Genomic DNA, 24,769 nt, shown 5'->3' with positions numbered 1-24,769 from the left:
ATATTCTTAGTTTTGAGATTTGGCAGTAGGAATATAATCTAAAATCAAACGCTGATTCGGATTCAGGTATTTTTTGGCAACTTCTCTAATCTCTTCTCTTGTAATAGAATGGTAAATGTCGATTTCAGTATTAATTAAATTGACATCTCCGTATAGAAGATAATAAGAGGCTAGATTTTCTGCAATTCCTTCTACGCTTGCGTTGGCATTTACATAATTGTTATCGAATTTGTTTTGTAATTTTTGATAATCTTTTTCAGAAATAAGATCGGTTTGGATTTTTACAATCTCTTCATCCATCTCCTTTAAAATATCATTAATGGTGTATGGTGCCATTGGTAGGCCGTAAAGAATATACATTCCGTAATCTTCTTGGCTAAATCCTACTGCGCCAATTTGTAAAGCCATTTTTTTATCGTCAACTATTTTTTTGTAAAGTTTAGAGCTTTTACCATCACTTAAATAAGAAGAAATCAGATCTAAAACCCTTGCATCTCTTGTTTTCATTGAAGGGGTTCTGTAGGAAGCCACAATCATTGGGATCTGAATATTCGGATCTTCGTAAGTTGCTTTAATTGTTTGGTTTATAGGTTCTTCTGTGTAAGTTTGTTTTTTAACTTCTTCACCTTTTGGAATTGGCCCAAAATATTTCTGAATCCATTCTTTTGTTTTTGTTTTTTCAAAATCTCCTGCAACGACCAAAACGGCATTGTTTGGAGTATAGAATTTTTTATTGAAAGCTTGGAATTCTTCAAGAGTTGCTGCATCCAAATCTTTCATAGAACCAATTGTAGTCCATCTATAAGGATGATTTTTGAACATATTCTTTTTAACCTCAGGAAGAATATTTCCGTACGGCTGATTGTCATAACGCATTCTTTTTTCTTCTTTTACGACTTCATTCTGCGTGTCAACTCCAATCTTATTAATGATAGGATGCATTAATCTTTCCGATTCCATCCATAAGCCAAGTTCTAAACTGTTAGAAGGGAAAACTTCATAATAATACGTTCTGTCATCAGATGTGTTGGCGTTGTTTACACCTCCATTTGCAGTAACAATTTTCATCCATTCCCCACGTTTTATATTTTGGGTTCCTTCAAATAATAGATGTTCAAAAAAGTGAGCAAATCCAGTTCTGTCCGGACGTTCGTCTTTTGATCCCACATGATACATTACCGAAGTGATAACGACAGGAGCAGAAGGGTCATTGTGTAAAATGACGTGTAGGCCATTGTCTAAGTCGTATTCTTCGAAAGCTACTTTTTGGGCATGAGCCACTCCGCCAAGCATTAATGCAGCACTTAACATCATTACTGATTTTTTCATAAAGATTAATAATTTTAAAATATCAACATATAGTAGGTAGACAAGAGTTGATTTTGGTTACATCAAAAATAGTTTTTTTTAATTACGAATTGTAGATTTGGTTTTAAATAAATACAATTTTAACAATCTTTTACTTTAAATTAATTGTGTTTTATGTGCAGAACTGCTTGAAAAACAAGGTTTTTTCGGGTAAAAATATTTTTCCTTCTATGGGTTGCATAGTAAATTATTAGTTGTATATTTGCAACCTTAAAATTCAATAAATCAATTTGATATGTATGCAATCGTAGAGATAGCAGGGCAACAATTTAAAGTAAGCAAAGACTTAAAGGTTTATGTTCACCGTTTAGCTAATGAAGAAGGTTCAAAAGTTTCTTTTGACAAGGTTCTTTTATTAGATGATAATGGAAATGTAACTTTAGGCGCCCCAGCTATAGAAGGTGCTTCAGTAGAAGCTAAAGTGTTACAACACTTAAAAGGTGATAAAGTTATCGTTTTCAAAAAGAAAAGAAGAAAAGGATACAAAAAAAGAAATGGTCACAGACAATATCTTACACAAATTGTAATTGAAGGTATTACTGCAGCAGGAGGAACTAAAAAAGCAGCAGCTAAAAAAGCGGTTGTAGCAGAAGAAGCAGCTACTGAAGAAGTAGAAGCTCCAAAAGCTAAAAAAGCAGCTCCAAAAGCAAAAAAAGAAGCTACTAAAGAATAATAACAATATTTAAACTCATACGTCATGGCTCACAAGAAAGGTGTCGGTAGTTCGAAGAATGGTAGAGAATCAGAATCAAAACGTTTAGGCGTTAAGATTTATGGTGGACAAGCTGCTATTGCTGGGAACATCATCGTTAGACAAAGAGGTTCAAAACACAATCCAGGTGAAAACGTTTACATTAGTAAAGATCACACTCTTCACGCAAGAGTTGCTGGAGTTGTTAAGTTCCAAAAGAAAAGAGATAACAAATCTTATGTATCTATTATTCCTTTCGAGGCTTAATAATTTAAGATTACTTTTTATAAAAAACCCGTTCAGTAATGATCGGGTTTTTTTATTTCTATAGCTTTTTTGGAAAGACTTTAAAACTTACATTTGTTTAGCCTCTTTAAATAAAAAAGTTTGAAAAAGATTTTATTATTGTTTTTGTTGTGCTGTCTTGGCACTTATGCAAATACTCCTTCGGAAAATATCGTAAGTCATTTAAGTGCTTTAAATGAAAAACAGAAAAAAACTTTATATGAATTTGAAGTTCTAAAAAAGAATGGCTGTAAAACAGATCGATTTTGGGAGGAAAACAAAAAAATGTTTCCAGAGTTTGATTCTAAAACGAGAGATGAATTAGCGCAGCAGATTTTTGAAAATTCCAAAGTAATCTATGAACCTCAAAAAAACTCCAGAGTTCAAATTTGGATGCAGACTCAGTTGTTTACCAACTGGATGTTTTATTTGTCGGCCTTTATAGCTATTTGTGCGGTTATTGCGCTCTTTAAAAAATATTGGAGTTTATGGATTGGATTTCTTCTCAAACGTTTAGAGCCTGTTTTAAGATATTTATTTTCTCCATTATTGTTGACTTTCGAACTTTTGATAGTAGGAGTCGCTTGTATCTTTTATGCCGTTTCTGTTGAGGATTTTGTAGTGCGAACAGTAATTATTCATTTAGGATTATTTTTATTGTGGAGTCAGTCAACGGCTTTGTTTACTAGAGAATATTGGGTTAAAAAATACGTTTTTGAGATCGGAAGTAATTTCTGGGGAAAAGATCCGTGGGAGACCATAAAAACAATATGTCTGCCAGCTGTTTTGGTTACATTGGCTCTTTGGTATGTATTGTATAAAGTTCCCGCAGATATTTTTTATAACTACGAAATTGTGGTTTCAGCAATTACTGCAATTTATGCTTTACCGTTTTGGCGTACATTGGAAAAATTTATGTATCCAATTTTATTTCCTTTTAAGAATGAAGTATATAGAGAAAGAAGTGTCAATTCTCTAGCCGCATGTACAGTTGTAGCGGTTGTTTTGACTATTGTTCTTGTACTGCAATGGAATGCTGTTTTTTATAATGTTATTGCGGCATTCATAAGTTTGGAGATTTTTTCATTTTTAATATTGTCATTGAAAATGAATCACAAACGCAGTCTTAGAAATTATTATTTTATACAATTGGTAACGTTCCTTTTTCTTGGTGCGGTTTTTCTATACGGTTTTTATTTTGGCTTATACGAAGTGATCTGGTTTGCCATTATAGGGTCAACCTTATTTGTAATAATAAAGTATATGGAAGTCTTTTCTTTTTTCTCAAATTGGAAAAGAGGAAGAGGTTGGGCTTGGAAATTATTGGGACTTGCTTTATTGCTGTGGTTAATGGGACAGGGAATCTTGTATTTTTCGAGAATGTTATTTGAAATTTAATTAAGCTGTCTTTTTATATGTTTTTTGATGTATTTTTCTAATTGTTTTCCTTCGAAAGTTTCATGATTGATTTCGAAGTATACTTCATTTTTGCTATTTTGTTTTAAATATATTGTTGTTTCTGAAGTGTTTTTCAGGATTTCGATTTCAATCCATTTTACGACTTTGATATTTTCAATATATTTTGTATTTGATGAATTTATAATTTTGCAAAAATCAAGAATTTCGTTCTCGTTTAACGTAAAGTGATATTCGGTATAAAAATCATAATTCTTTTCGTCCCATTTCCAATTTCCTGCTTCGCTTTTTATTTTGATTATTTTATCTGTAATTATATGTGCTTTTTTGGAAGTACCAAAAGAGTGTTCTTTGTAATACAGTATATTGAAAACAGTCCACAGAAATCCTAAGTTAGCAATTATTATTAAAAAGATTATTACTCGTTTAATAGTCATTTTTTACTTTCTTCTGGATAATTTGTTTAAAATTGGAATTTTGTAGTTTGAAATTTTAATCTTCAGTATCCTTTGTTTCTTCCAGGTCTTCTGTTTTTCTTCCCACTTTTACTTTTGGATTATCCTGTGTTCCTGTTACGGTTAAAGGAATTCCAAAAATACCGAAAGGAGGCAGTCCTAAGCGCATTTTTAGGTTCAGTCTTCCGTCTAAGCTTGATGTTCCCTCGATTCTTGGTCTAAAGCCCGCAAACTTAAATTTAAAGCGATCTACAGTTATGATATTGTTTTTAACGGTTGTTTTAATGTCTACTTTCGAAAGATCTGGATTTTTCATAGATTCAGAATTGGTTTGTTTGCTTACAGCATTAAACATTTTCAAACCTCTCACTTTTACATCTTTTACAGAAAGTGTCCCACCGCCTACAAGAGAAGGATAGACAGGATCCATATTTGCATTTAAGCGACCTTTTAATTGATAATCTAAAGAAACAATCCCTTGTGCTTTCTCTGCAGCGCTGGCCATTTTTCTGAAAACTTCAATTTCATTGTATGCTCTTTTAATATCAAAATCAGTAGCTTTTATAGCATAATCAAAATTTGCTTTTTGCGGAGTAACGGCTTGATAATTGGCGTTCATAGAAACGTTGCATCCAATTAAGTTGAAACCAGTATTTTGCATAGTTAATTTACCATTTTTCATGGTTAAATTTCCAGTTGCATTTTGCAGATTTAGTTTGTCGAAATTAACTTTTTGTGCATTTGCGAATAACTGTAAATTCAAATTGTTTGGAATGATAATAACGCCAGTTTGGGTGTTGTCTGATTGTTTGGCTTCTGTTTTTGAAGCTGGACTTTGTGTTACGGGTGTATTAGGGTCTACACTCGACATAAATTCGTCAATATTGATATATCGAGAAGTGACTTTAAAAGAACCTCTCAAAACGCCTGTATTGGTCATGGCATAATTAAAAACATTCTGTAAATAACCATTCATTTTAAAATCAGATTGTCCGTAAGCGGCCAAGAAATTATTGAAGGACATTTTATCCTGATTGATTTTGAAAATTCCTTCTTTGATAATGAATCTCTTTGGAAGATATTCAGAAGCAATTCCGATGTTTCTTAATTCAAGAGTTCCTTTATTGTTTAGTTTGCTGTAATTTCCTTTTTCGGCATCGCTTTGTTTTCCTTTCAAAAACAAATCTGCTTTTACGAAACCGTCAAGATCAAGGCCTTTTTGCGAGAAAACTTTATAAATTCTACTTACATCCAATTCTCCTTTTGCTTTTATGTCGTAATTTAAATCGTCAAAATTGCTTAAATAAGCTTGCACAAAAACCGGTTTTCCTTCAAAAGTAAATTGAGTTGGGGTTAAGTTTATTTTTAAATCCTCAAAAGTTCCTTTTTGGTTTTCGATTTTCGATTTAATAGTAATGTTTGTAATCGGATTTGGGTAATACGGTGTTTTCAAATAGCCATTTTCCAAATTAACAATTCCGTTTGTAACAGGAAAACGCTTGTTTTTTTGATCGAATACTCCGTTTGCTTTTACATCTCCAGCCAAAGCTCCTTTTAGCTCAATATCAGGAATTCCGAGTGCTTTGGTTAGTTTTTCAAGATCAATTTTAGCTTTAAAATTGGCGTTAATTTCAGGTGTATTTACTCCTTTGACCAAAAATGTAGATTTTAAATAATCCTGATTAATGTTCAAGGAAAGGTTTTTTGCATCGACAATAACCAGATCCGGATTTAAAGACGGAACTTTTGTTTTAATGTCTAAATTTAAGTTTGAAACAGGAAATGCGCTTTTGTTATAATTGACAAAACCGTCGTTTATTTTTACATCTAAGTTCAAATCTGGAGCAATATTTTCTGAGGCAATATATTTTCCTTTTAAAGTCAGTAAAAGATTCGTATTTCCTTTCAGTTCCGTTTTAGAAAGCCAAGTAATGTATTTTGGAGGAAAAGCGGTAAAAACATCATATAGATTGCTATTGTCAGATTTAATAACAAAATCCATATTATAACCATCTTTCAAAATGTCAAATTTTCCTTTAAAGTCAACCAGAAGCTGATTGATTTTAAGGTTGTTTTGTTGGAAAAAGAAAGAAAGCGAGTTGATGTTGACTTTTGTAATCAAATCAGCATCAATTTTTTTGTTCATTAAATAAGGTTCGTCTTCATAAACGATATTCAATTTCTCGATTTTAGCTTTCGAATACAAATCAAAAACGGCTTTATTCAAATCTCCTTTTCCTAAATAATTAAATCCGTAAGCATCAAAATGGACTTTTGTAGATTTATCGTCGTAAATAATTTTGCTATTCAAAATCTCAATTCGCTCTAATTTTAAGGCAGTGTCGGAGCTGTCTTTTGGTTGCGAAGCCTGTTCCTGAGATTTGTAAATGTTGTAATTGGCTTCTCCATTTGGATTCACTTTTACATTTATAAAAGAATCGGATAAATAGATCTGGTCAATTTTTACCGATTTGCTGAAAATAAGACTCGCTACATTGATTCCGAAAGAAACCTCTTTTGCAGTGATAAATTTTTCGTTTGTATATGGAGCTGAACCATTTAAACTTAAATTATCTAAAGTTAAAGTAAGAGAAGGAAAATGGCGGAAGAATGAGACAGAAACGTCAGAATAATTTAGTTCTGCGCTTAATCTTTCATTAGCTGTTTTCTTTATTTGCTCTTTTATTTGATCCTCAAAGACGATAGGCGTTAAAAATAATAATCCTATAATAACCGCGAAAGTTATTGCGAAATACTTCGCAATTTTAAAAACGATTGATCTGGATTTACTTTTCTGCATAGCGAATAGTGGTATTTAAATATGAAAATAGAGTAATAAAAAAGAGCGTAATTTATCCGTGAACGGTTTCGTTTTTACCATAATTAGTAATAATCGAACCTTCATATTCAATCCATTCTTTCCAGCGTTTATCAATATCAATATTATCTTGGTATTTTCTGGCAAATCCTAAAAATGTAGTGTAATGGCCAGCTTCAGAGATCATTAAATCGCGGTAGAATTTTGCTAATTCTTCATCTTTAATATTTTCAGAAAGTACTTTAAAGCGCTCGCAACTTCTAGCTTCAATCATGGCAGAAAACAATAATCGGTCGCAAAGTGCATCTCTACGGCTACCATCTTTTTTCATGAACTTAAAAAGTACATTTACGTAATGATCTTTTCTTTCGCGGCCTAAAGCAAGTCCGCGTTGCTTTATAATGTTATGAACCATCTGAAAATGTTCCAGTTCTTCTCTAGCAATTTCAAGCATTTCGGTTACCAATTCTTCGAGTTCAGAGTTGTAAGTAACGATACTAATCGCATTTGAAGCCGCTTTTTGCTCGCACCAGGCGTGATCCGTTAAAATTTCTTCGATATTTGACTCAACGATATTTACCCAGCGAGGGTCTGTAGCTAATTTTAATCCCAACATAATTTCCCACCATTTAGATTTTGCAAAATTAGTGTTTTTTTACGACCGAATTTCAGGAAATTGGGTGCAAATCCGCGGAAAATAGTATTATTTTGTAATATGAAACAAAGATTATGAATCAAATCAAAAAACTTTTAATTATAGGGTTTGTCTGGCCCGAGCCAAAGTCTTCTGCAGCAGGTGGAAGAATGATGCAATTGATTTCTATTTTCAAAGAAAATGGATTTGAAATTACTTTTGCAAGTGCGGCTCAGGATAGTAATTTTATGGTTGATTTGTCTGAGTTTGGAGTAATAAAAAAGAACATCGAACTCAATTCTTCCACTTTTGATGATTTTATCTTGGAATTAAATCCAGATGTTGTCTTGTTTGATCGCTTTATGATTGAAGAACAATTTGGGTGGCGCGTAATTGAAAAGTGTCCAAAAGCGATTAGAATTTTAGACACAGAAGATGTACATTCTTTAAGAACGGCGAGACAAAAAGCTTTTAAAGAAAATCGGATTTTCGAATTGGAAGATTTATTGTCTGAAGAAGTGGCAAAACGAGAAATTGCTAGTATTTTAAGATGTGATCTGTCTTTGATTATTTCTGAATTCGAAATGAATATTCTAAAAGATGTTTTCAAAATTAATGAAGACTTACTTTTTTATCTTCCGTTTTTGGTGGATGAAATGAAAGAGGAAGAACTTTTGAAATTGCCTTCTTTTGATGAACGGAAAAATTTCATTTTCATTGGAAACTTTCTTCATGAACCAAATTGGAATACTGTTCAATATTTGAAAGAAGCAATCTGGCCTGCTATAAAAAGAGATTTTCCAGAAGCCATTTTGGAAGTTTACGGAGCATATCCTTCGCAAAAAGTACTGCAATTGCATCAGCCTAAAAATGGTTTTTATATAATGGGAAGGGTAGAAGATGCGAATGAAGTTGTAAAAAAAGCTAGAGTTGTTCTAGCGCCAATTCGTTTTGGTGCGGGTTTAAAAGGTAAACTTTTAGAAGCCATGCAATGTGGAACGCCAAGTGCGACAACGTCAATTGGTTCTGAAGCAATGCATGAAAATTTGCCTTGGAATGGTTTTATCGAAGATGATTCTGCTGAGTTTGCAAAAAAAGCGATTGAGCTTTATAAGGATGAAAATCTTTGGAAACAATCACAAAAAAATGGAATCGAAATCATTAATAAATGCTATCAGAAAAGCGCTTATTCAAGTCAATTGATTTCATTGATAAATTCACTTTTAGTAGATTCTAAAAGCCACCGACTTCATAATTTCATGGGAAATCTGTTGCAACATCACGCTTATACAAGTACGAGATACATGTCTAAATGGATAGAAGCGAAAAATAAGTAATCAGTAACGGTTTTATAGTAATCAGCAAGCTGCGACTGAAAACTGCGACTCTAAACTAAGTATCCATTTTACCAAAACCTACCGTTTCACGATAAATTTGTGGAGAAACATCCGCATTGGTTTTAAAGAATCGGCTAAAATAATGTTCGTCGTCATAGCCTAATTCGTATGCAATTTCTTTGACCGTTTTGTTGGTCATATATAATTCCCTTTTGGCTTCAATGATGATTCTTTCCGAAATTAAATCTGTTAAGGTTTTATTGAAATAATTCTTAGATAATTTTGCCAAGGCTTTTGGGGAAATGTTCAATAATTCAGCATAGTTTCCAGCAGAATGTTTCGTTTTAAAATTCAGTTCAATGGCATCTTTCAAGTTTTGGAGAATGACAGGTTCTTTGGAATCTGGAACCGATTTCATCTCTTCCAATTGTTCTGTTTTTAATCTTGAAGCGGTAATTAAAAATATTTTCAAGTAAGAAATCAATAATTCATACTGCGCTAATTCTGCGTTCTGAATTTCAGCTTTCATCTGATCAATTACCATATTAAAAGTTTGTGAAGCTTGTTCTGTAACCTGAACATACGGAGGCTGATAAATATTATTGAATAAAACACCATTGCAGGAAACCTCTTTTTGATGCATGTGAATGCAATAGAAATCAGAATGAAAATGGATTGCGATTCCTTCAATTGGTTCGCTCACGCAAAGCATAAAAGGCTGGTAAGGCGAAAAAGCAAGAAGTGAGTTTTCTTCAAAATGATGTTCTGCAAAATCGGCTTTTACTTTGCCTTTTCCTTTGGTTACCCAAATTAAAGAGTAATAATTATTTCGCTGCAAATGATCAAAATAGCTGTTATCTTCAAAAGGAAGAATTTTAAAAGCCAAATTTCCATTTTGCGGATTTATTAAAGTAAAAACATTTTGAGCGCTCATATTCGGTCTTGTTTTTGAAAGTATAAAGATAGCCATGAAATAAATCCGTGGCTATCTTTGCAAATTGTTTTTTGTTATAGTGATTGCCTAAATCTTGATTAAACTGCTGGAAAATCAATTTCAGTATTTGCTACATTATTAAAGTAGTTTGTCAATACATTCAAAGCTACATGAGCGATAGTTTCTGCAATTTCAGCATCAGAAACTCCTGCGTTTTTAGCTTTGTTTACATCTTCGTCATTTACTAAACCGCCTTTGCTGATTAGTGTTTTAGCCAATTGTAAAATCGCTTCTGTTTTCGCATCATCAGAATTTCCAGATCTTGCTGCTTTTAAAACTGCTGGATCTGCTTTTACCAATTTTTCTCCAATAAAGGTGTGAGCTGCTAAACAATAATCGCAAGAGTTGCTTTCTGAAACCGCCAATGCAATTAATTCACCTGTTTTTGCGCTTAATTTTCCGTGACTTAATGCACCGCTCAAATTCAAATATCCTTCCAAAACGGCTGGAGAATTTCCCATTGTTCTCATCATGTTTGGAACAACGCCTAATTTTGCCTGAACTGCGTTGAATAAATCTTTAGTTTTTCCTGTTACTTCTTCTGGGTTTAAAGCTGTTAATCGTGTCATTTTATTTAATATTTAATTGTTATTATTTGTTGTTGTCTTTTGACATTACAAAGTTGCGACGATTACAGATTTTAAAACATGGAGAATGTACGCTATGCGATGGATAATTTTCCCCGGTGGTTTTTTTAGGAGCTATTTCCCGCTATCCGTTGCAATCTTTTGTGCCGAACCCCGGCACAAAAGGATTTCCACTTCTATCGGGGCTAGAACTCTCGTTTTCATAAGATTGTTTTCGTTTAGTTTGTCATCCTGATGAAGGAAGGATCGCACTAGAAATTCTGAAAACAATTAACACAATCTTGTCATTTCGACGAAGGAGAAATCTTCGCGAGTATCTCCGCAATGAGAATCCAATCTTTGTCGAGCTTCTTGTGAAGATTTCTCCTTCGTCGAAATGACAAATAAGGCGTAAAAAAAAGTGGCTGTTCCTAAAGAACAGCCACTTTTTAGAGTTATAATCTTGAAAAAACTATTTCAAAACACTTGAAGCATCTTGAATTGTAGTTGCATGATAGCCAGATTTAGCTTTGTCAAATACTTTCTTAGCCCAAACTTTTCCTTCTGGAGTTTTAACCATTTCTTTATAAAGCATCATAATAGAGCCAGTTCTGCTGCTTCCAATTAAAAATTGTTCAATTGCAGGATTTGCAGCTTTATATTGATGGCGAATTGCCTGAACAAACCATTGGCGTTTAATGATGAAATTACCGCCTTTAGTAAAGTTGAATTCTTTATCAATTGCTTCCATTTCTTTTGCAGTTATATCAGTAGGAAGATGGTTAATAAAATGCTGTTTTTCTGCTGTAGTTGTGATTTTTTTGCTTAAACCTGCAACGCCAGTTTCTCTCCAGCTTTTTTGGATTGCGTCAATAGCATCAAAATCTGCAGAACTTACAGGAAGAATGTTTGACGGAATTCCCGGTTTGTAAATCCAATTGTCTAATTGGATTTTATCTGCTAAAGCTTTGTCGCCTTTAATAAGGTTTTCGTTGATGTATTTAACGAAATCTTCTGTTGTAATAGATTGAAAAGCGTGGGAATCAAAATAATTTTTAATAAACGGATCGAATTTTTCACGCCCGACAGCATTTTCAATAACTCTTAAAAAAGCATATCCTTTTACGTAAGGAATCATGCTGATACCTTCGTCAGGGTTTCTTCCTGTCAAGCTAACTTTTAATCTTGTGTCTGGATTTGTATCTCCATATTCGGCAACATTATCAACCAATTCTTTATTGGTGATAACATTCTGCATGTCAAATTCTTTCTTCCCGAAGATTGCTTCTCCAATTCTATGCTCAACATAAGTAGTAAAACCTTCGTTTAACCAAATATCATCCCAAGTTGCGTTTGTAACTAAGTTTCCGCTCCAGCTGTGTCCCAATTCGTGTGCTAGTAAACTCGTAAGAGAACGATCTCCAGCAATTACCCCAGGAGTTAAGAAAGTCAAGTTTGGATTTTCCATTCCGCCATAAGGGAAACTTGGAGGTAAAACCAAAACATCATAACGTCCCCAGCGGTATGGCCCGTATAGTTTTTCGGCAGCATTTACCATTTTTCCTAATTCAGCAAATTCATAAGCTGCGCTTTTTAGAACAGATGGTTCTGCGTAAACTCCAGTTCTGTTGTCGATTGCTTGAAATTCGATATCTCCAACAGCAATTGCCATTAAATAAGAAGGAATTGCTTTGTCTTGTTTGAAAGTATAAACTCCAGTATCATTTTTCTTCTGCGGATTTACAGCACTCATAACGGCTAATAAATCTTTAGGAACTGTAACTTTTGCATTGTAAGTAAAACGAATTCCTGGAGAATCTTGACACGGAATCCATGTGCGAGACCAAACACTTTCGCCTTGAGAGAAAACAAAAGGTTTCTTTTTGTCTGCAGTTTGTTCTGGTTTTAACCATTGCAATGCCACGGCATCTTTAGTAGTGTTGTAGTAAATATTTACTTTGGTTGTATTAGGTTCGATTGTAACATGAAGCGGTTTTCCATGAAATTCAGTGGCTGCCCCAAGTTCGAATTTGGTTTCTTTTTCGTCATCGCCTAAAGTTACTTTTGTGATGTCTAAAGTGTTTTCGTCGAAAATAATTTCGTTCCCTTTGCTGATGTTGTCAATTGTCCAAGATGCTTTTCCTGAAATAGTTTGCGTGTCAAAATCAACTTTAATATCAAGATCAAGATGTTTTACAACAGCAAGTTCTGGTTTGGAATAACTGTGTTCGTCTGTAACGACACCTGTTTTTTCTTTCTGCTCTTTTTTCTGGCAGGCAATTGCTGTCAGAAATAAAGTAACAAGAATTAGTTTCTTCATTTTGTGAGGTTTTGAATTTGAGGATGAAAATTAAACAAAAAATCCCGTCCCGAAAAACTTCGGGACGGGATTTTATTATGAACCTTCGACTTCGCTCAGGCTGGCAATTTGAAATTATGCCAACATTGTAACTGGGCTTTCGATGTATTGTTTTAATGTTTGTAAGAACTGAGCTCCAGTTGCTCCGTCAATTGTTCTGTGGTCACATGCTAATGATAACATCATTGTGTTTCCAACTACGATTTGACCGTTTTTAACTACTGGTTTCTCAACAATTGCACCTACAGAAAGGATAGCAGAGTTTGGTTGGTTGATAATTGAATTGAATTCAGTAATACCAAACATTCCAAGGTTAGATACTGTAAAAGTACTTCCTTCCATTTCTTGTGGTCCTAATTTTTTGTTTTTAGCTCTTCCAGCAAGATCTCTTACTGAACCACCGATTTGAGATAAACTCATAGCGTCTGTAAATTTCAATACAGGAACTACTAATCCGTCTTCAACTGCTACAGCAACACCAATGTTTACGTGGTGGTTGATGATGATAGCATCTTCTTTCCACTGAGAGTTGATTTTTGGATGTTTTTTCAATGCTAAAGCACAAGCTTTGATTACCATATCGTTGAAAGATACTTTTGTATCTGGAACGCTATTGATAGCAGCTCTTGCTTGCATTGCTTCGTCCATACTTACTTCGATCACTAAGTTGTAGTGAGGCGCAGTAAACAAAGATTCTGCCAAACGTTTTGCAATGATTTTACGCATTTGAGAATTTTTGATCTCTTCTGTGTAAACTTCTCCAGCAGGAACAAAAACTTTTGGTGCAGCAGGAGCAGAAGCTTCTTGTTTAGCAGCAGGTGCAGAAGCAGTTTGTGTTTGAGCAGATGGAGTAAAGTTCTCGATATCGCTTTTTACGATACGTCCGTTTTCTCCAGAACCTTTAACTTGAGATAATTGGATTCCTTTGTCAGAAGCAATTTTCTTAGCTAATGGTGAAGCTAAAATTCTTCCTCCGTTTGAAGTTTCAGCAGCAGCTTCAGGTGCTTTTTCAGCAGCAGGAGCAGCTTTTTCTTCTGCAGCAGGAGCACTTGCAGTTGCAGCGCCTCCAGCAGTAAAGTTATCAGCAACTCCAGAAATATCAGTTCCTGCAGGTCCAATGATAGCTAATAAGCTGTCAACAGGAGCGGTGTTTCCTTCTTGAATTCCGATGTATAATAATGTACCAGCATTGAAAGACTCAAACTCCATTGTCGCTTTGTCTGTTTCAATTTCTGCTAAAATATCGCCTTCAGCTACAGTATCGCCAACTTTTTTCAGCCAAGTTGCTACAGTACCTTCAGTCATTGTATCACTTAAACGTGGCATAGTTACAACTATAACACCTTTTGGTAATTCAGCAGCTTTTGCAGGAGCAGCAGTTTCAGTTTTTGCTTCAGCAGCAGGAGCATCCGTTTTTGGAGCTTCAGCAGCAGGAGCATCACCACCAGCTAAAAGAGCAGAAATATCTTCTCCTTCTTTACCAATGATAGCTAATAGTGAATCAACAGGAGCAGTTTCTCCAGCTTGAATTCCGATATGTAAAAGAGTTCCTTCGTTAAAAGATTCGAACTCCATTGTAGCTTTGTCTGTTTCGATTTCAGCTAAGATATCACCTTCGCTTACTTTGTCGCCTACTTTTTTAAGCCAAGTTGCTACCGTTCCTTCAGTCATAGTATCGCTCAAACGAGGCATTGTTACTTTAATCGCCATGATATTATAATTTATGAGGTGTAAATGGATAGTCTTCTTGTGCGTATACTACATCGTATAATTGTTGTAAGTCTGGGTATGGAGATTCTTCAGCGAATTTCGCACACTCTTCAACTAAGTCTTTAACTCTTTGGTCAATTACTTCAATTTCTTCTTGTGTAGCATATTTTTGATCCAAGATTACATCAAGAACTTGAGTAATTGGGTCGATTTTTTTGTACTCTTCAACCTCTTCTTTCGAACGGTATAATTGTGCATCAGACATAGAGTGTCCTCTGTAACGGTACGTTTTCATTTCAAGGAAAGTTGGTCCGTCTCCGCGACGCGCTCTTTCGATAGCTTCGTGCATTGCTTCAGCAACTTTTACAGGGTTCATTCCGTCAACAGGTCCGCAAGGCATTTCATAACCTAAACCTAATTTCCAGATGTCAGTGTGGTTTGCAGTTCTTTCTACAGAAGTTCCCATTGCGTAACCATTGTTTTCAACGATAAATACAACTGGAAGTTTCCATAACATAGCCATGTTAAAAGCTTCGTGAAGAGAACCTTGTCTAGCAGCACCATCACCAAAGTAAGTCATAGTAACACCGCCAGTGTTGAAATATTTGTCTGCAAAAGCAATACCTGCCCCAACTGGGATTTGAGCACCTACGATTCCGTGTCCTCCGTAAAAACCATGTTCTTTAGAGAAAATGTGCATAGAACCTCCCATACCTTTAGAAGTTCCTGTTGCTTTTCCTAAAAGTTCTGCCATTACGTTTCTAGGATCAACTCCCATACCAATTGGCTGAACGTGGTTTCTGTAAGCAGTAATCATTTTATCTTTGGTCAAATCCATAGCGTGGAGTGCGCCAGCTAATACAGCTTCTTGACCATTATATAGGTGTAGAAAACCTCTAACTTTTTGTTGAATGTATAATGCTGCAAGTTTGTCTTCAAACTTTCTCCAAAGTAGCATGTCCTCATACCACTTTAAATATACCTCTTTTGTAACTTCTTTCATCTGAATTCTTTCTTTTGCTAAAGTTGTTTGTGTTATCGATTATTGTGCCTGTAACGCAAAATAGTTTCCTCCCACAAATTTGCGCCCGAAAGGTCGGGATGCAAAAATAAGACATTACATTTAAGAACTAAAATTAAAACGATACTTTTTGGCTTTTTTTTACAAGAACTTTTTGTCGAACATCAATGGGAGTAAATTTTTTAGGGATGATGATTTATAAATTTCACCAATTTCTCCCATAAAATAGATTTCAATAGGGGTGTCTTGTTTTATTTCGTATTCTGCTATTGATTGGCGACACGATCCGCAAGGCGGAATAGGAGCAGTGGTCTGATTGATGTCTGAAGCTGCTGTAATTGCCATTTTTAAGATTTTTGCTTCTGGATACGTGCTTCCTGCGTAAAAAATCGCAGTTCTTTCTGCACAAAGTCCAGACGGATAAGCGGCATTTTCTTGATTAGAACCTAAAATAACTTTACCATTGTCTAAAAGTAAAGCAGCTCCAACTTTAAATTTTGAATAGGGTGCATAAGCTTTTTTTCTAACCTCGATGGCTTGATGCATTAAATCCTGAATTTCCGTTGGAAGTTCATTTAGGGTATCAAATATGGTAAATGATGTTGTTATTTCGATTTCTTTCATCTGTTTTTAAGGGAAAAAAAATCCAAATTCCTAAAATGCCGGAATTTGGATTGAATTATTTTTATTTTAAACTTTCTCTTTAATACGTTTCGTATTTGTCTCCAAAGTTAAACGTTAAAGAGAAACGAAGTGTGTTTTCTAAAGGATTTTTTATTTTAGATGCTGAGAATAAGTACGACACATCGATTTTCATAATGTTGTATTTGAATCCTGCTCCTAAAGAGAAAAATTGTTTAGCACCTTTTTCTGGGCTTTCATGATAATATCCTAAACGCATTGCAAAAGCATCTTGATACATATACTCTGCAGCTACGCTATACGTTACTTCTTTTATTTCTTCTTTAAATCCGCCGGGTGCATCTCCAAAAGATTTAAAGATTCCTTGAAACCAGCCAATGTCATTATAATTTCTATAACCAATGTCTGTCGCTTCTTGTTGAGAAATATCTTCTGGATCGTCAAAATCCCCATCGCCGTTTACGTCTACAGGTGTTCCAATTCCTGGAGGAGTCGGAACTAAAAGTTTAGTAAGCTCAGCACTTAAAGTAAGTTTGTTGTAATCATCAAAGATAAAATCAAATCCTCCTCCTAATCTTAAATTTGCAGGTAAGAAGTTTGTGCTTACGTCGTCGTTATCATAGCTAATTTTTGGTCCCATGTTTTGGAAGTTAACACCGGCTCTCCATCTACCATTGAAATCTTGATAAGCAATTTCTTCAGATTGGTAAAAAGCTGCCACATCAACAGCAAAAGATCTTGCAGATGTAGCATCAACTTCTTCTGAAGCAACTTTTAAGTTTGAACTGATGAAACGTCCGGCAACAGCCATCGAGAATTTCTCGCTTAATTTTAATGAATAAGATCCGTCTAAGGCAAATTCGTTTGGATTTACTTCTCTTACGGCCTCATTTGGGTCTCCAGTGTATCTTAATTCAATTCCTCCAAAACCAAAATAACGAAAACTTCCTGCAAAGGCACTTTTTTCGTTGATTTTGTTGTAGTACGTAATCTGGCCTAATGAGATATCATTGGCAAGATCTGTTAAATAAGGAGTGTAACTGATAGAAAGCCCTTGTGCATCTTCAGAAAATGCATACTTTGCAGGGTTCCATTGTTGAGAGAAAACGTCTGCAGAAGTGGCGACACCTTGATCTGCCAAACCTGCTGCTCTAGCATCAGCAGCGACTAATAAAAAAGGTACTCCGGTAACAATAGGTCTTGATTCCTGAGCCCTAGAATTGTAAATGCTAAAAATACAAATTAATAAAAGTGATAGTTTTTTCATTTATGGGACTAATGTTTTTGGTGGTGCAAATATATATAATATTATAGGATGACAAGCTTTTCGTATTTTTCTGCTTTTTTATTTGTTAAATTAGATTTTACAGTCAGTTTGTAAATATACACTCCTTTTCCGATTTTGTCACCAAAATCGTCTCTTCCGTCCCATGTTATTTCTCTAGATAAAAAACCTTCTGTTGTAATCGTTTGATTTTTTGTCCAAACTACTTTTCCTGTAATAGTCATTACTTGTACTTGTACGTCTAATGGTTCATAAGGTCTATTGTGCGAAAACCAGAATTGGGTATAAGTTGAAAATGGATTTGGATAATTAAGAACGTGTGATAGTGTCAAGGAATCGTCTCCTACCACTGTAAATTGGATTTCACTCGTTACGGGATTATTGTAAACATCCCAAGCGGTAAAGCTTATAGTGTGCAGTCCAGGGGCTAAATTTCGGAAAGGAAAACGTAAATTTCCATTAGTGTAATCGTCTAATTTTGTTTGGTAATAATCATTCAAAATATAAGGATTACTCACATCTCCGTCTAAAATAGCGACAATATCGTGTCCGATTCCACTTGCTGTATTAATTCCGTTTTCATCTTCTAAAAAAGCCAAAAGAAAAGGCGATTCATTCGTTATTCCACCAGATACAAAAGTTTCGTCGTTCATATATAACTTCACTTTTGGACTTATATTGTCCTGAGGTGCATTTTCGTTAATTCCTCCAATTTTGATCGTATTGTTGTATCCTGTTTGGTTTTCTAGCGATTCGTTTTTCTTTGAATAAAAACTGATTCTTCCGTTGTCAACAGGGATTCTAATATCTCTAGGCACAACAAAGCTAAATTCAAATTGTCCGTTGGTAACAGATGCATTTCCTCTAAAAATGGTTTCTCCCAAAGTTTTAAATTGCATTGGAGGGCTAAATCCGTCGTTGTTTAAAGTGGTGTTTGTGATTAATTTATCGAAAATGGCCGTTGCCAATTCTCCGTTATAATTGCTTAAAAGCGTATTGTTTTCGTCTGTGATTTCTCCTGAAATTTTAATTTTTGACAATGATTTTAAATCAGGAATTGCCTGCGAAATCACAATATCGTTTACTTTAGTTAAATTAATTCGTGGTTTTGGAATAGCAAGCATTAAAGCAGGATCTCCTAAATAAAAGACAACATTGCTGGAAGAGCTTGGGTTTTCGTTTTTGGATATTCTTAAAGACTCTGCAATAGTGTTGTATTGATTTGACCCATAAGAAAGAAGGTTTTTGCTGAGCGTTTTATTGAATTCTTCCGCGTTTGCTTGACCGATTTCGCGAATTGTTGTGAGCATTGAAATAGCTCCTCCTTTTGGATTCCAGAAAACATATTCTCCAGCAGTTGGTCTCGTCGGATCGTCAAAACGAGAAAATTCACAGGTAATGGTAATAAATAAAGGGTATTTGTATTGGTTGGTCAAGTTTTGCCCATCTGATTTTTCCCAAATTCTTTCGCTTGCTAGTCCGTCCTCTCCACCATGACCTAAATAGTTAAATATTAAAGCGCCTTTTTCGAAAGCATTAAAAAAGTCGGTTCTGGCTTTAGGATATCGCGCTCCGCCCGCAGAAGCTTCTTGTGCGTAAGAGTCTAGAAATATTTTGTCGATATTAAAAAAAGGCTTTTCTGTTGCAATTTGATCTGCAAGAGCATTTTGGTTTGCTTGTAACGTCTGATCGCCAGCTTTGTCTGAATCATCACTAATTAAAACAACATTATTTCTCCAATTTCCGTACGATTTTGTGTCGTAATATTCAAAGACTTTGTTCACCATTTCCTGCGCTTGGGCATTATCTGAAACTAGCATTCTTCCTACGGCTATGTCTATTCCTGCAAGAGACGGAATAATAACTCCTTCGTTAGAATCCATTAATCCGTAAAAATCATCAGAAGCAAAAGAAGATTCTCCGACAGTATTACTTATTAGAGATTGATATATAGGTACAATATTGGTATTGTTTGAGATTCGATCTTTATAATCAAACGAAGCGTCTCCAAATAAGTTTACGTAACGTACTCTTTTTTCTGGAGAAGAAGCATTATTGTAAATATATCTGATACAATTTCGAATAGCGGCAATATCTTGTTTGCCAGAAGAAAATTCTTGATAGATATTTTCTAAGGCAATCACTTTTACATTTAAATTGGAATTGGTTCTGTGAAAACTCGCCAATCTTTCTGCTTGTGACGCTAATGCCTTTGGAGTTATAATTACATAGTCAATATCCTGAAAAGAACTTTGATTGTTTCTGAAAATTGTTCCTTTTAAGTTCTGGTTGGCAACTTTTGACTGATTTTCTTTTAGTGGCGTATAATAGTCAGAAGCATCTATTGCGATATATTTTCTAACTTCTCCCAAATTGGCCTTAAAGCTAAAAGAAGCTTGATTGGCATTTTCGATTTTATATACATTATATAGGTCAGTAATGTCCCAGATTTGCGTTATTCCAGATGCATTTCCGATGGTGTAATTGGCAATTCCTGCTTTAGAGCCAGCATCGTTGTATTGAAAATGAAATTGTTTGCCTGTTCCTAAAAGTTTTCGTTTGGCAATAAGATTGATATAATCTAAATAACCTTTAGATCCTGGAACACCATTATTATTATAGGTAAGTTTTATTTTGATATTGTCTGTTCCGGTAAATTCTGTATTTGCTGGAAGTTTTCCCGTCCTATATTTAGTGTCAGAGTTTGCAATTAAAGATGGAAAGCTTATGGATCCTACATTTTGTGTGTTTGCGGCTACTGAAAAAGAAGTGCTGGTTAAAGATGCAGATGCCGCGCTTACTTCTATTTTTACAGGCACAGTGGCATCAAGGTTTGGGAAATTAAATGAAAATTCCTGTTCTTGATTGATATCAAACGACTCGCCGAGCCATTGACGACCGAGGTGCACAATGTTGGTTTGGTCAATTTCGTGATATTGATAGTCATCAAACGTGTTTAGATCTAAGGTGCTATTTCCTGCTGGCTGATTTAAGTTTTGAATTCTTTTGCCATCTCCGCCAGAAGCCGTAATATAATAATAGGACTTGGTATCGTATAAATTTAAGTTAGTTTGGTTTTCAGAGCTCCAACTGTCAGGCCCTTCGGCATAAAAAAGAATGTAATCTTCATTGTTAAAAGTGCCATCATTTTCACCTATTATCTGTATAGTGTTTTCTGTTAAATCATCGGGATAATAACTGTCATTAGGAAGGGGGAGCATTCTTCCTCCGTTTCCATAAATTTTGATTTTCCTAGGATCAGCTTTAGAAGGGTCAAATCCTAAACTTTGCAAAAAAGATCGGTTTATTCTGTAGACACCAGATTTCTGAATATAAAAGCGATACCAATCTCCAGATGCTAAGACAGAATTTGAGATTGCTGCCGATTTTTGAAAGGAAGAAGTAGATGCTGTTCGTCCTGTTGTGTTGCCAATAAAGTAAGAAAATGACTTGATGCGTTTGTAGCTGTTTCCTTCCTTAATTATAGGGGATAAGGAAAGGAAAGTATATCTTTTGTCTCTTGCATTGGTGACTATTAATGATTCATTTGGTTTTTCCGGTATGTTTTCAAGTGTTAAATCTCCTAAATCTGCTCTCGAAACCGATTCATAAATGACATTACTAATTTGTGCCGAACTACTGCCTGAAGCGTTAGGTTGATTCAGATTTTGGAGGAACATTATGTTTTTTTTTGTAGTGTCGAAGCGAAAACTACTTCCTGAGAAGAATGGAATTGTAATTTTATTTTCGCCATAATTTACCTCTTTTTTGTTTTGCCAATCTATCGTTATGCTCCCATTTATCTGGGAAAACGAAAGAATTGGGATCAGTAAAAGAGAGATAAGAATTGCTTGTTTCATGAGTTAAAAAACCGAAATTTAATTAAAAAATAATTAGTAAGTAAAAATATAGTATTTCATGTTACAGTAAATAATAAAAAGTATATTTTTGCGTTCGTAACTAAAGGTTATTTTCTGGAAAAAACAGCTAAATAAAATTATTAGAACAGATGTTGCCAATTAAATGTTAATTATTATATTGCAGCACCTAAATTTATCACCTAAGAATGAGTATGAAAGTAAACAAAATTGTAGTCTTGCAGTTAATGATGTCAATGGTATTGATGTTGGGCACGGCTAGTTGTAGCAAAAAATCGAGTTCGAGCCATGCTTCTAGAGCTACAGGCTGGGATGTAGATAGTCAGAATGGAACTGCTGCCAGAAATGCAGGTAAAAAACAACAGGCTGGTCCTGGTTTGGTTTTTGTTGAAGGAGGTACGTTTACTATGGGTAAAGTACAGGATGATGTTATGCATGATTGGAATAACACACCAACTCAACAACACGTTCAATCATTCTATATGGATGAAACCGAAGTTACGAACGGTATGTACTTAGAATACCTAGAGTGGTTAAAGAAAGTTTTTCCACCAACAGAAGAGAATTACAAGAATATTTATGAAGGAGCATCTCCTGATACATTAGTTTGGAGAAATCGTTTAGGATACAACGAAACGATGACTAATAACTATTTAAGACACCCATCTTATGCTAACTATCCTGTAGTTGGTGTTAACTGGATTCAAGCAGTTGAGTTTAGTAAATGGAGAACAGACCGTGTAAACGAGGCTGTTTTAGAGAAAAATGGGTATCTTAAAAAAGGTGCAAAAACAAATGATGTAAGTGCTGAAAGTTTATTTAATACTGAAGCTTACGTTGCTTCTCCATCTACAACTTATGGAGGAAACGAAGAGTTAGTGTTGAAGAAAAATCCTAACGGAAGAAAACCTAGAGCTGGTAAAGATGGTGTAGTTCCTGAAGAGAAAAACGTTTATGCTCAGCGTTCTTCTGGTATCATTTTGCCAGAATATAGACTTCCTACTGAAGCAGAATGGGAATATGCAGCTGCTGCAGACGTTGGACAAAGAGAATACAACATCTACAAAGGACAAAAGAAATACCCTTGGTCTGGAGATTATACACGTTCTAACAAACGTAAAAACAAAGGTGACCAATTGGCTAACTTTAAACAAGGAAACGGTGATTACGGTGGAATTGCAGGTTGGTCAGATGACGGAGCTGATATTACAAATGAAGTAAAAAGTTATGCACCAAACGATTTCGGTCTTTATGATATGGCAGGAAACGTTGCAGAATGGGTAGCTGACGTTTACAGACCTATTATTGATAATGAAGCAAATGATTTCAACTACTACAGAGGAAACCAATACGCTAAAAACAAAATCGGTAAAGATGGTAAACTTGAAATCGTTTCTACTGCTACAATTAAATATGACACTTTAAGTAATGGTAAAGTTATCGCTAGAAACCTTCCTGGAGAAATTGCTCAGGTTCCGGTTGACGAGCAAGAGACATATTTAAGACAAAACTTTAGCACTAGCGACAATATCAACTACAGAGATGGTGATAAACAATCTTCTAGATATTTTGATTTTGGTGACTCAGAGTCTGGATCTAAAACAGAGCAGGCAATGTACAACTCTCCTAAACATAATGTTACAACAGACAGTTTAGGAAAAATGATCAGAAAATATGATAACTCTAGTAAACGTACTACTTTGATCGATGATAAAGTAAGAGTTTACAAAGGAGGATCTTGGAGAGATAGAGCTTACTGGTTAGATCCAGCTCAAAGAAGATATTTCCCACAAGATATGGCAACTGATTACATCGGTTTCAGATGTGCAATGTCTAGAGTAGGTTCTAAAGCTGAAAAAAGAAAATCTCCTAGAAACTAAGATTTAGGAATTATAATATCAAAAATTCCAAATTCCAAAAGCTGAATATTCAGTATGGAATTTGGAATTTTTTTATTGTTTTTTTTCTACTTTTATGACATATTAAAAAAATTATAAATGAATATTCAAGACATTCATAACTTATATTTAAAGTGCAGTTCTCTGTCTATCGATACAAGAAAAATCGAAAAGGACTCGATGTTTTTTGCTATTAAAGGAGAGAATTTTGATGCTAATACATTTGCTAAAGAAGCATTAGATTTGGGAGCTTTATTTGTTGTTATTGACAACGAATCCTATTTTATTGACGATAGGACTATTTTGGTAAAAAATAGTTTGGAGACGCTTCAGGAGCTGGCAAAGTTTCACCGTGCTTATTTAGCACTACCAATTGTTGCTTTAACAGGTAGTAACGGAAAAACGACGACAAAAGAATTAATCAATGTTGTTTTGTCAAAAAAGTATAAGACAAAAGCGACTGTTGGTAATTTAAATAATCATATTGGCGTTCCTTTGACCCTGCTTTCTTTTACAAAGGAAACAGAAATCGGAATTGTAGAAATGGGTGCCAACCATCAAAAAGAAATTGAATTTTTGTGTCAGATTGCACAGCCTGATTTTGGCTATATAACCAATTTTGGAAAAGCGCACTTGGAAGGTTTTGGCGGAGTTGAAGGTGTAATAGCAGGAAAAAGTGAAATGTACCAATATCTTTCTGCAAACGGGAAAACTGTTTTTGTAAATTTAGAAGATCCGATTCAGATAGAGAAATCAGCAGGCATAAAGTCTTTTACTTTTGGAATAAAAAAAGAAAAGGCAGACTTAAATATACAGAATATTACGGCAAACCCTTTTGTTGCTATTGAGTACAATGATTTTTCAATCGAATCTCATTTAATTGGGCTGTACAATGCCAACAACATAAATGCAGCTACTGCAATCGGGAAATATTTTGAGGTAAAAGAAAGTGATATTAAGAGTGCTATTGAGAATTATATTCCAGCTAATAATAGATCTCAAATGATGCAAAAGGGCTCCAATGAGATTATTTTAGATGCTTATAATGCCAATCCGAGCAGTATGGCGGTGGCGATTACCAATTTCTTGCAATTGGACAAGAAAAATAAGATTATGGTTCTTGGGGATATGTTCGAATTGGGAGATGAAAGTCTTCACGAGCATAAAGTTATAATTGATTCTTTAGCAGATCAAAAACAGGCTTTATGTTTTCTCATAGGAAAATCTTTTTTCGCTAATAAGATTCCGAGTGAAAATATTCTATTTTTTGAAACATTCGATGCTTTTGCTGAATTTTTAAAAACCTTCAGCTTTCAGTCTAATATGATATTGATAAAAGGTTCGCGAGGCATGGCCTTAGAACGAACTTTAGATTATATTTAATTAAAAAGAGAAGCCATTCAAATTTGAAT

The 24,769-nt window shown here is 34.6% G+C and carries 18 protein-coding genes; 6 read left to right on the top strand and 12 right to left on the bottom strand.

Translation table 11 applies throughout. From position 1 onward, the window contains the following. Positions 1-6: 6 nt before the first annotated feature. A complete protein-coding gene (locus tag AC3Y25_RS00580; protein WP_489901391.1) occupies positions 7-1,329 on the bottom strand; it encodes a M16 family metallopeptidase in 1,323 nt (440 codons plus the stop codon). Positions 1,330-1,603: 274 nt separating this feature from the next. Between AC3Y25_RS00580 and rplU the strand changes: the two genes are divergently transcribed. From rplU to AC3Y25_RS00565, 3 genes are all read left to right on the top strand, one after another. Next, on the top strand, positions 1,604-2,041 hold the full coding sequence (gene rplU, locus AC3Y25_RS00575; protein WP_073412831.1) for a 50S ribosomal protein L21: 438 nt from the start codon (positions 1,604-1,606) through the stop codon (positions 2,039-2,041). A 24-nt stretch (positions 2,042-2,065) separates the two neighbouring features. Further along, positions 2,066-2,326: a 50S ribosomal protein L27 gene (gene rpmA, locus AC3Y25_RS00570; protein WP_012023622.1), complete on the top strand. Its 261-nt coding sequence runs from the start codon at positions 2,066-2,068 to the stop codon at positions 2,324-2,326. A 120-nt stretch (positions 2,327-2,446) separates the two neighbouring features. Continuing rightward, positions 2,447-3,742, top strand: coding sequence for a hypothetical protein (locus AC3Y25_RS00565; protein WP_489901390.1), 1,296 nt, complete (start codon positions 2,447-2,449; stop codon positions 3,740-3,742). Here AC3Y25_RS00565 and AC3Y25_RS00560 read toward each other — a convergent pair. The 3 genes from AC3Y25_RS00560 to AC3Y25_RS00550 are packed head-to-tail and all read right to left on the bottom strand — an operon-like array spanning position 3,739 to position 7,649. Beyond that, on the bottom strand, positions 3,739-4,197 hold the full coding sequence (locus AC3Y25_RS00560) for a hypothetical protein (protein ID WP_489901389.1): 459 nt from the start codon (positions 4,195-4,197) through the stop codon (positions 3,739-3,741). The genes AC3Y25_RS00565 and AC3Y25_RS00560 overlap by 4 nt on opposite strands. A gap of 55 nt (positions 4,198-4,252) precedes the next feature. Then, positions 4,253-7,015: an AsmA family protein gene (locus tag AC3Y25_RS00555; protein WP_489901388.1), complete on the bottom strand. Its 2,763-nt coding sequence runs from the start codon at positions 7,013-7,015 to the stop codon at positions 4,253-4,255. Positions 7,016-7,067: 52 nt separating this feature from the next. After that, a complete protein-coding gene (locus AC3Y25_RS00550; protein ID WP_095928023.1) occupies positions 7,068-7,649 on the bottom strand; it encodes a MiaE family protein in 582 nt (193 codons plus the stop codon). Positions 7,650-7,762: 113 nt separating this feature from the next. Here AC3Y25_RS00550 and AC3Y25_RS00545 point away from each other — a divergent pair, with 113 nt between their 5' ends. Beyond that, complete coding sequence (locus AC3Y25_RS00545; RefSeq protein ID WP_489901387.1) at positions 7,763-9,004, top strand: glycosyltransferase; 1,242 nt, start codon at positions 7,763-7,765, stop codon at positions 9,002-9,004. A 55-nt stretch (positions 9,005-9,059) separates the two neighbouring features. On the opposite strand, the gene AC3Y25_RS00540 is transcribed toward AC3Y25_RS00545, so the two are convergent. From AC3Y25_RS00540 to porU, 8 genes are all read right to left on the bottom strand, one after another. Continuing rightward, positions 9,060-9,938, bottom strand: coding sequence for a helix-turn-helix domain-containing protein (locus AC3Y25_RS00540; protein ID WP_489901386.1), 879 nt, complete (start codon positions 9,936-9,938; stop codon positions 9,060-9,062). A 98-nt stretch (positions 9,939-10,036) separates the two neighbouring features. Further along, positions 10,037-10,567 (bottom strand): carboxymuconolactone decarboxylase family protein, encoded by a 531-nt coding sequence (locus AC3Y25_RS00535; RefSeq protein WP_379795917.1) that lies wholly within the window; start codon positions 10,565-10,567, stop codon positions 10,037-10,039. A gap of 469 nt (positions 10,568-11,036) precedes the next feature. Beyond that, a complete protein-coding gene (locus AC3Y25_RS00530) occupies positions 11,037-12,884 on the bottom strand; it encodes a hydrolase/aminopeptidase (protein ID WP_489901385.1) in 1,848 nt (615 codons plus the stop codon). Between the two features lie 114 nt (positions 12,885-12,998). After that, the gene (locus AC3Y25_RS00525) at positions 12,999-14,633 is read right to left on the bottom strand and encodes a dihydrolipoamide acetyltransferase family protein (RefSeq protein WP_489901384.1); all 1,635 of its coding nucleotides are present in this window, start codon (positions 14,631-14,633) and stop codon (positions 12,999-13,001) included. A gap of 4 nt (positions 14,634-14,637) precedes the next feature. Beyond that, complete coding sequence (gene pdhA, locus AC3Y25_RS00520) at positions 14,638-15,636, bottom strand: pyruvate dehydrogenase (acetyl-transferring) E1 component subunit alpha (RefSeq protein ID WP_095928018.1); 999 nt, start codon at positions 15,634-15,636, stop codon at positions 14,638-14,640. 159 nt (positions 15,637-15,795) lie between these two features. Further along, on the bottom strand, positions 15,796-16,278 hold the full coding sequence (gene cdd, locus AC3Y25_RS00515; RefSeq protein WP_379795923.1) for a cytidine deaminase: 483 nt from the start codon (positions 16,276-16,278) through the stop codon (positions 15,796-15,798). A gap of 79 nt (positions 16,279-16,357) precedes the next feature. Then, positions 16,358-17,563, bottom strand: coding sequence for a type IX secretion system outer membrane channel protein PorV (porV, locus tag AC3Y25_RS00510; RefSeq protein WP_379795925.1), 1,206 nt, complete (start codon positions 17,561-17,563; stop codon positions 16,358-16,360). 41 nt (positions 17,564-17,604) lie between these two features. Further along, the gene (gene porU / locus AC3Y25_RS00505) at positions 17,605-21,441 is read right to left on the bottom strand and encodes a type IX secretion system sortase PorU (RefSeq protein ID WP_489901383.1); all 3,837 of its coding nucleotides are present in this window, start codon (positions 21,439-21,441) and stop codon (positions 17,605-17,607) included. Between the two features lie 212 nt (positions 21,442-21,653). Between porU and gldJ the strand changes: the two genes are divergently transcribed. Both gldJ and AC3Y25_RS00495 read left to right on the top strand, forming a co-directional pair. Then, a complete protein-coding gene (gene gldJ, locus AC3Y25_RS00500; RefSeq protein WP_489901742.1) occupies positions 21,654-23,339 on the top strand; it encodes a gliding motility lipoprotein GldJ in 1,686 nt (561 codons plus the stop codon). A gap of 117 nt (positions 23,340-23,456) precedes the next feature. Further along, positions 23,457-24,740 (top strand): UDP-N-acetylmuramoyl-tripeptide--D-alanyl-D-alanine ligase, encoded by a 1,284-nt coding sequence (locus tag AC3Y25_RS00495; protein WP_489901382.1) that lies wholly within the window; start codon positions 23,457-23,459, stop codon positions 24,738-24,740. Positions 24,741-24,769 lie beyond the last annotated feature (29 nt).

This window comes from Flavobacterium sp. LK-23, assembly GCF_058135255.1.
Note: the sequence above shows the minus strand (reverse complement) of the source record. Positions and strands in the feature narration are given on the sequence as shown.

Excerpts from the sequence above, each read along its gene's own strand:
- AC3Y25_RS00580 (WP_489901391.1), bottom strand. The coding sequence starts at position 1,329 with ATGAAAAAATCAGTAATGATGTTAAGTGCTGCATTAATGCTTGGCGGA.
- rplU (WP_073412831.1), top strand. The coding sequence starts at position 1,604 with ATGTATGCAATCGTAGAGATAGCAGGGCAACAATTTAAAGTAAGCAAA.
- rpmA (WP_012023622.1), top strand. The coding sequence starts at position 2,066 with ATGGCTCACAAGAAAGGTGTCGGTAGTTCGAAGAATGGTAGAGAATCA.
- AC3Y25_RS00560 (WP_489901389.1), bottom strand. The coding sequence starts at position 4,197 with ATGACTATTAAACGAGTAATAATCTTTTTAATAATAATTGCTAACTTA.
- AC3Y25_RS00555 (WP_489901388.1), bottom strand. The coding sequence starts at position 7,015 with ATGCAGAAAAGTAAATCCAGATCAATCGTTTTTAAAATTGCGAAGTAT.
- AC3Y25_RS00550 (WP_095928023.1), bottom strand. The coding sequence starts at position 7,649 with ATGTTGGGATTAAAATTAGCTACAGACCCTCGCTGGGTAAATATCGTT.
- AC3Y25_RS00545 (WP_489901387.1), top strand. The coding sequence starts at position 7,763 with ATGAATCAAATCAAAAAACTTTTAATTATAGGGTTTGTCTGGCCCGAG.
- AC3Y25_RS00540 (WP_489901386.1), bottom strand. The coding sequence starts at position 9,938 with ATGAGCGCTCAAAATGTTTTTACTTTAATAAATCCGCAAAATGGAAAT.
- AC3Y25_RS00535 (WP_379795917.1), bottom strand. The coding sequence starts at position 10,567 with ATGACACGATTAACAGCTTTAAACCCAGAAGAAGTAACAGGAAAAACT.
- AC3Y25_RS00530 (WP_489901385.1), bottom strand. The coding sequence starts at position 12,884 with ATGAAGAAACTAATTCTTGTTACTTTATTTCTGACAGCAATTGCCTGC.
- AC3Y25_RS00525 (WP_489901384.1), bottom strand. The coding sequence starts at position 14,633 with ATGGCGATTAAAGTAACAATGCCTCGTTTGAGCGATACTATGACTGAA.
- pdhA (WP_095928018.1), bottom strand. The coding sequence starts at position 15,636 with ATGAAAGAAGTTACAAAAGAGGTATATTTAAAGTGGTATGAGGACATG.
- cdd (WP_379795923.1), bottom strand. The coding sequence starts at position 16,278 with ATGAAAGAAATCGAAATAACAACATCATTTACCATATTTGATACCCTA.
- porV (WP_379795925.1), bottom strand. The coding sequence starts at position 17,563 with ATGAAAAAACTATCACTTTTATTAATTTGTATTTTTAGCATTTACAAT.
- porU (WP_489901383.1), bottom strand. The coding sequence starts at position 21,441 with ATGAAACAAGCAATTCTTATCTCTCTTTTACTGATCCCAATTCTTTCG.
- gldJ (WP_489901742.1), top strand. The coding sequence starts at position 21,654 with ATGAAAGTAAACAAAATTGTAGTCTTGCAGTTAATGATGTCAATGGTA.
- AC3Y25_RS00495 (WP_489901382.1), top strand. The coding sequence starts at position 23,457 with ATGAATATTCAAGACATTCATAACTTATATTTAAAGTGCAGTTCTCTG.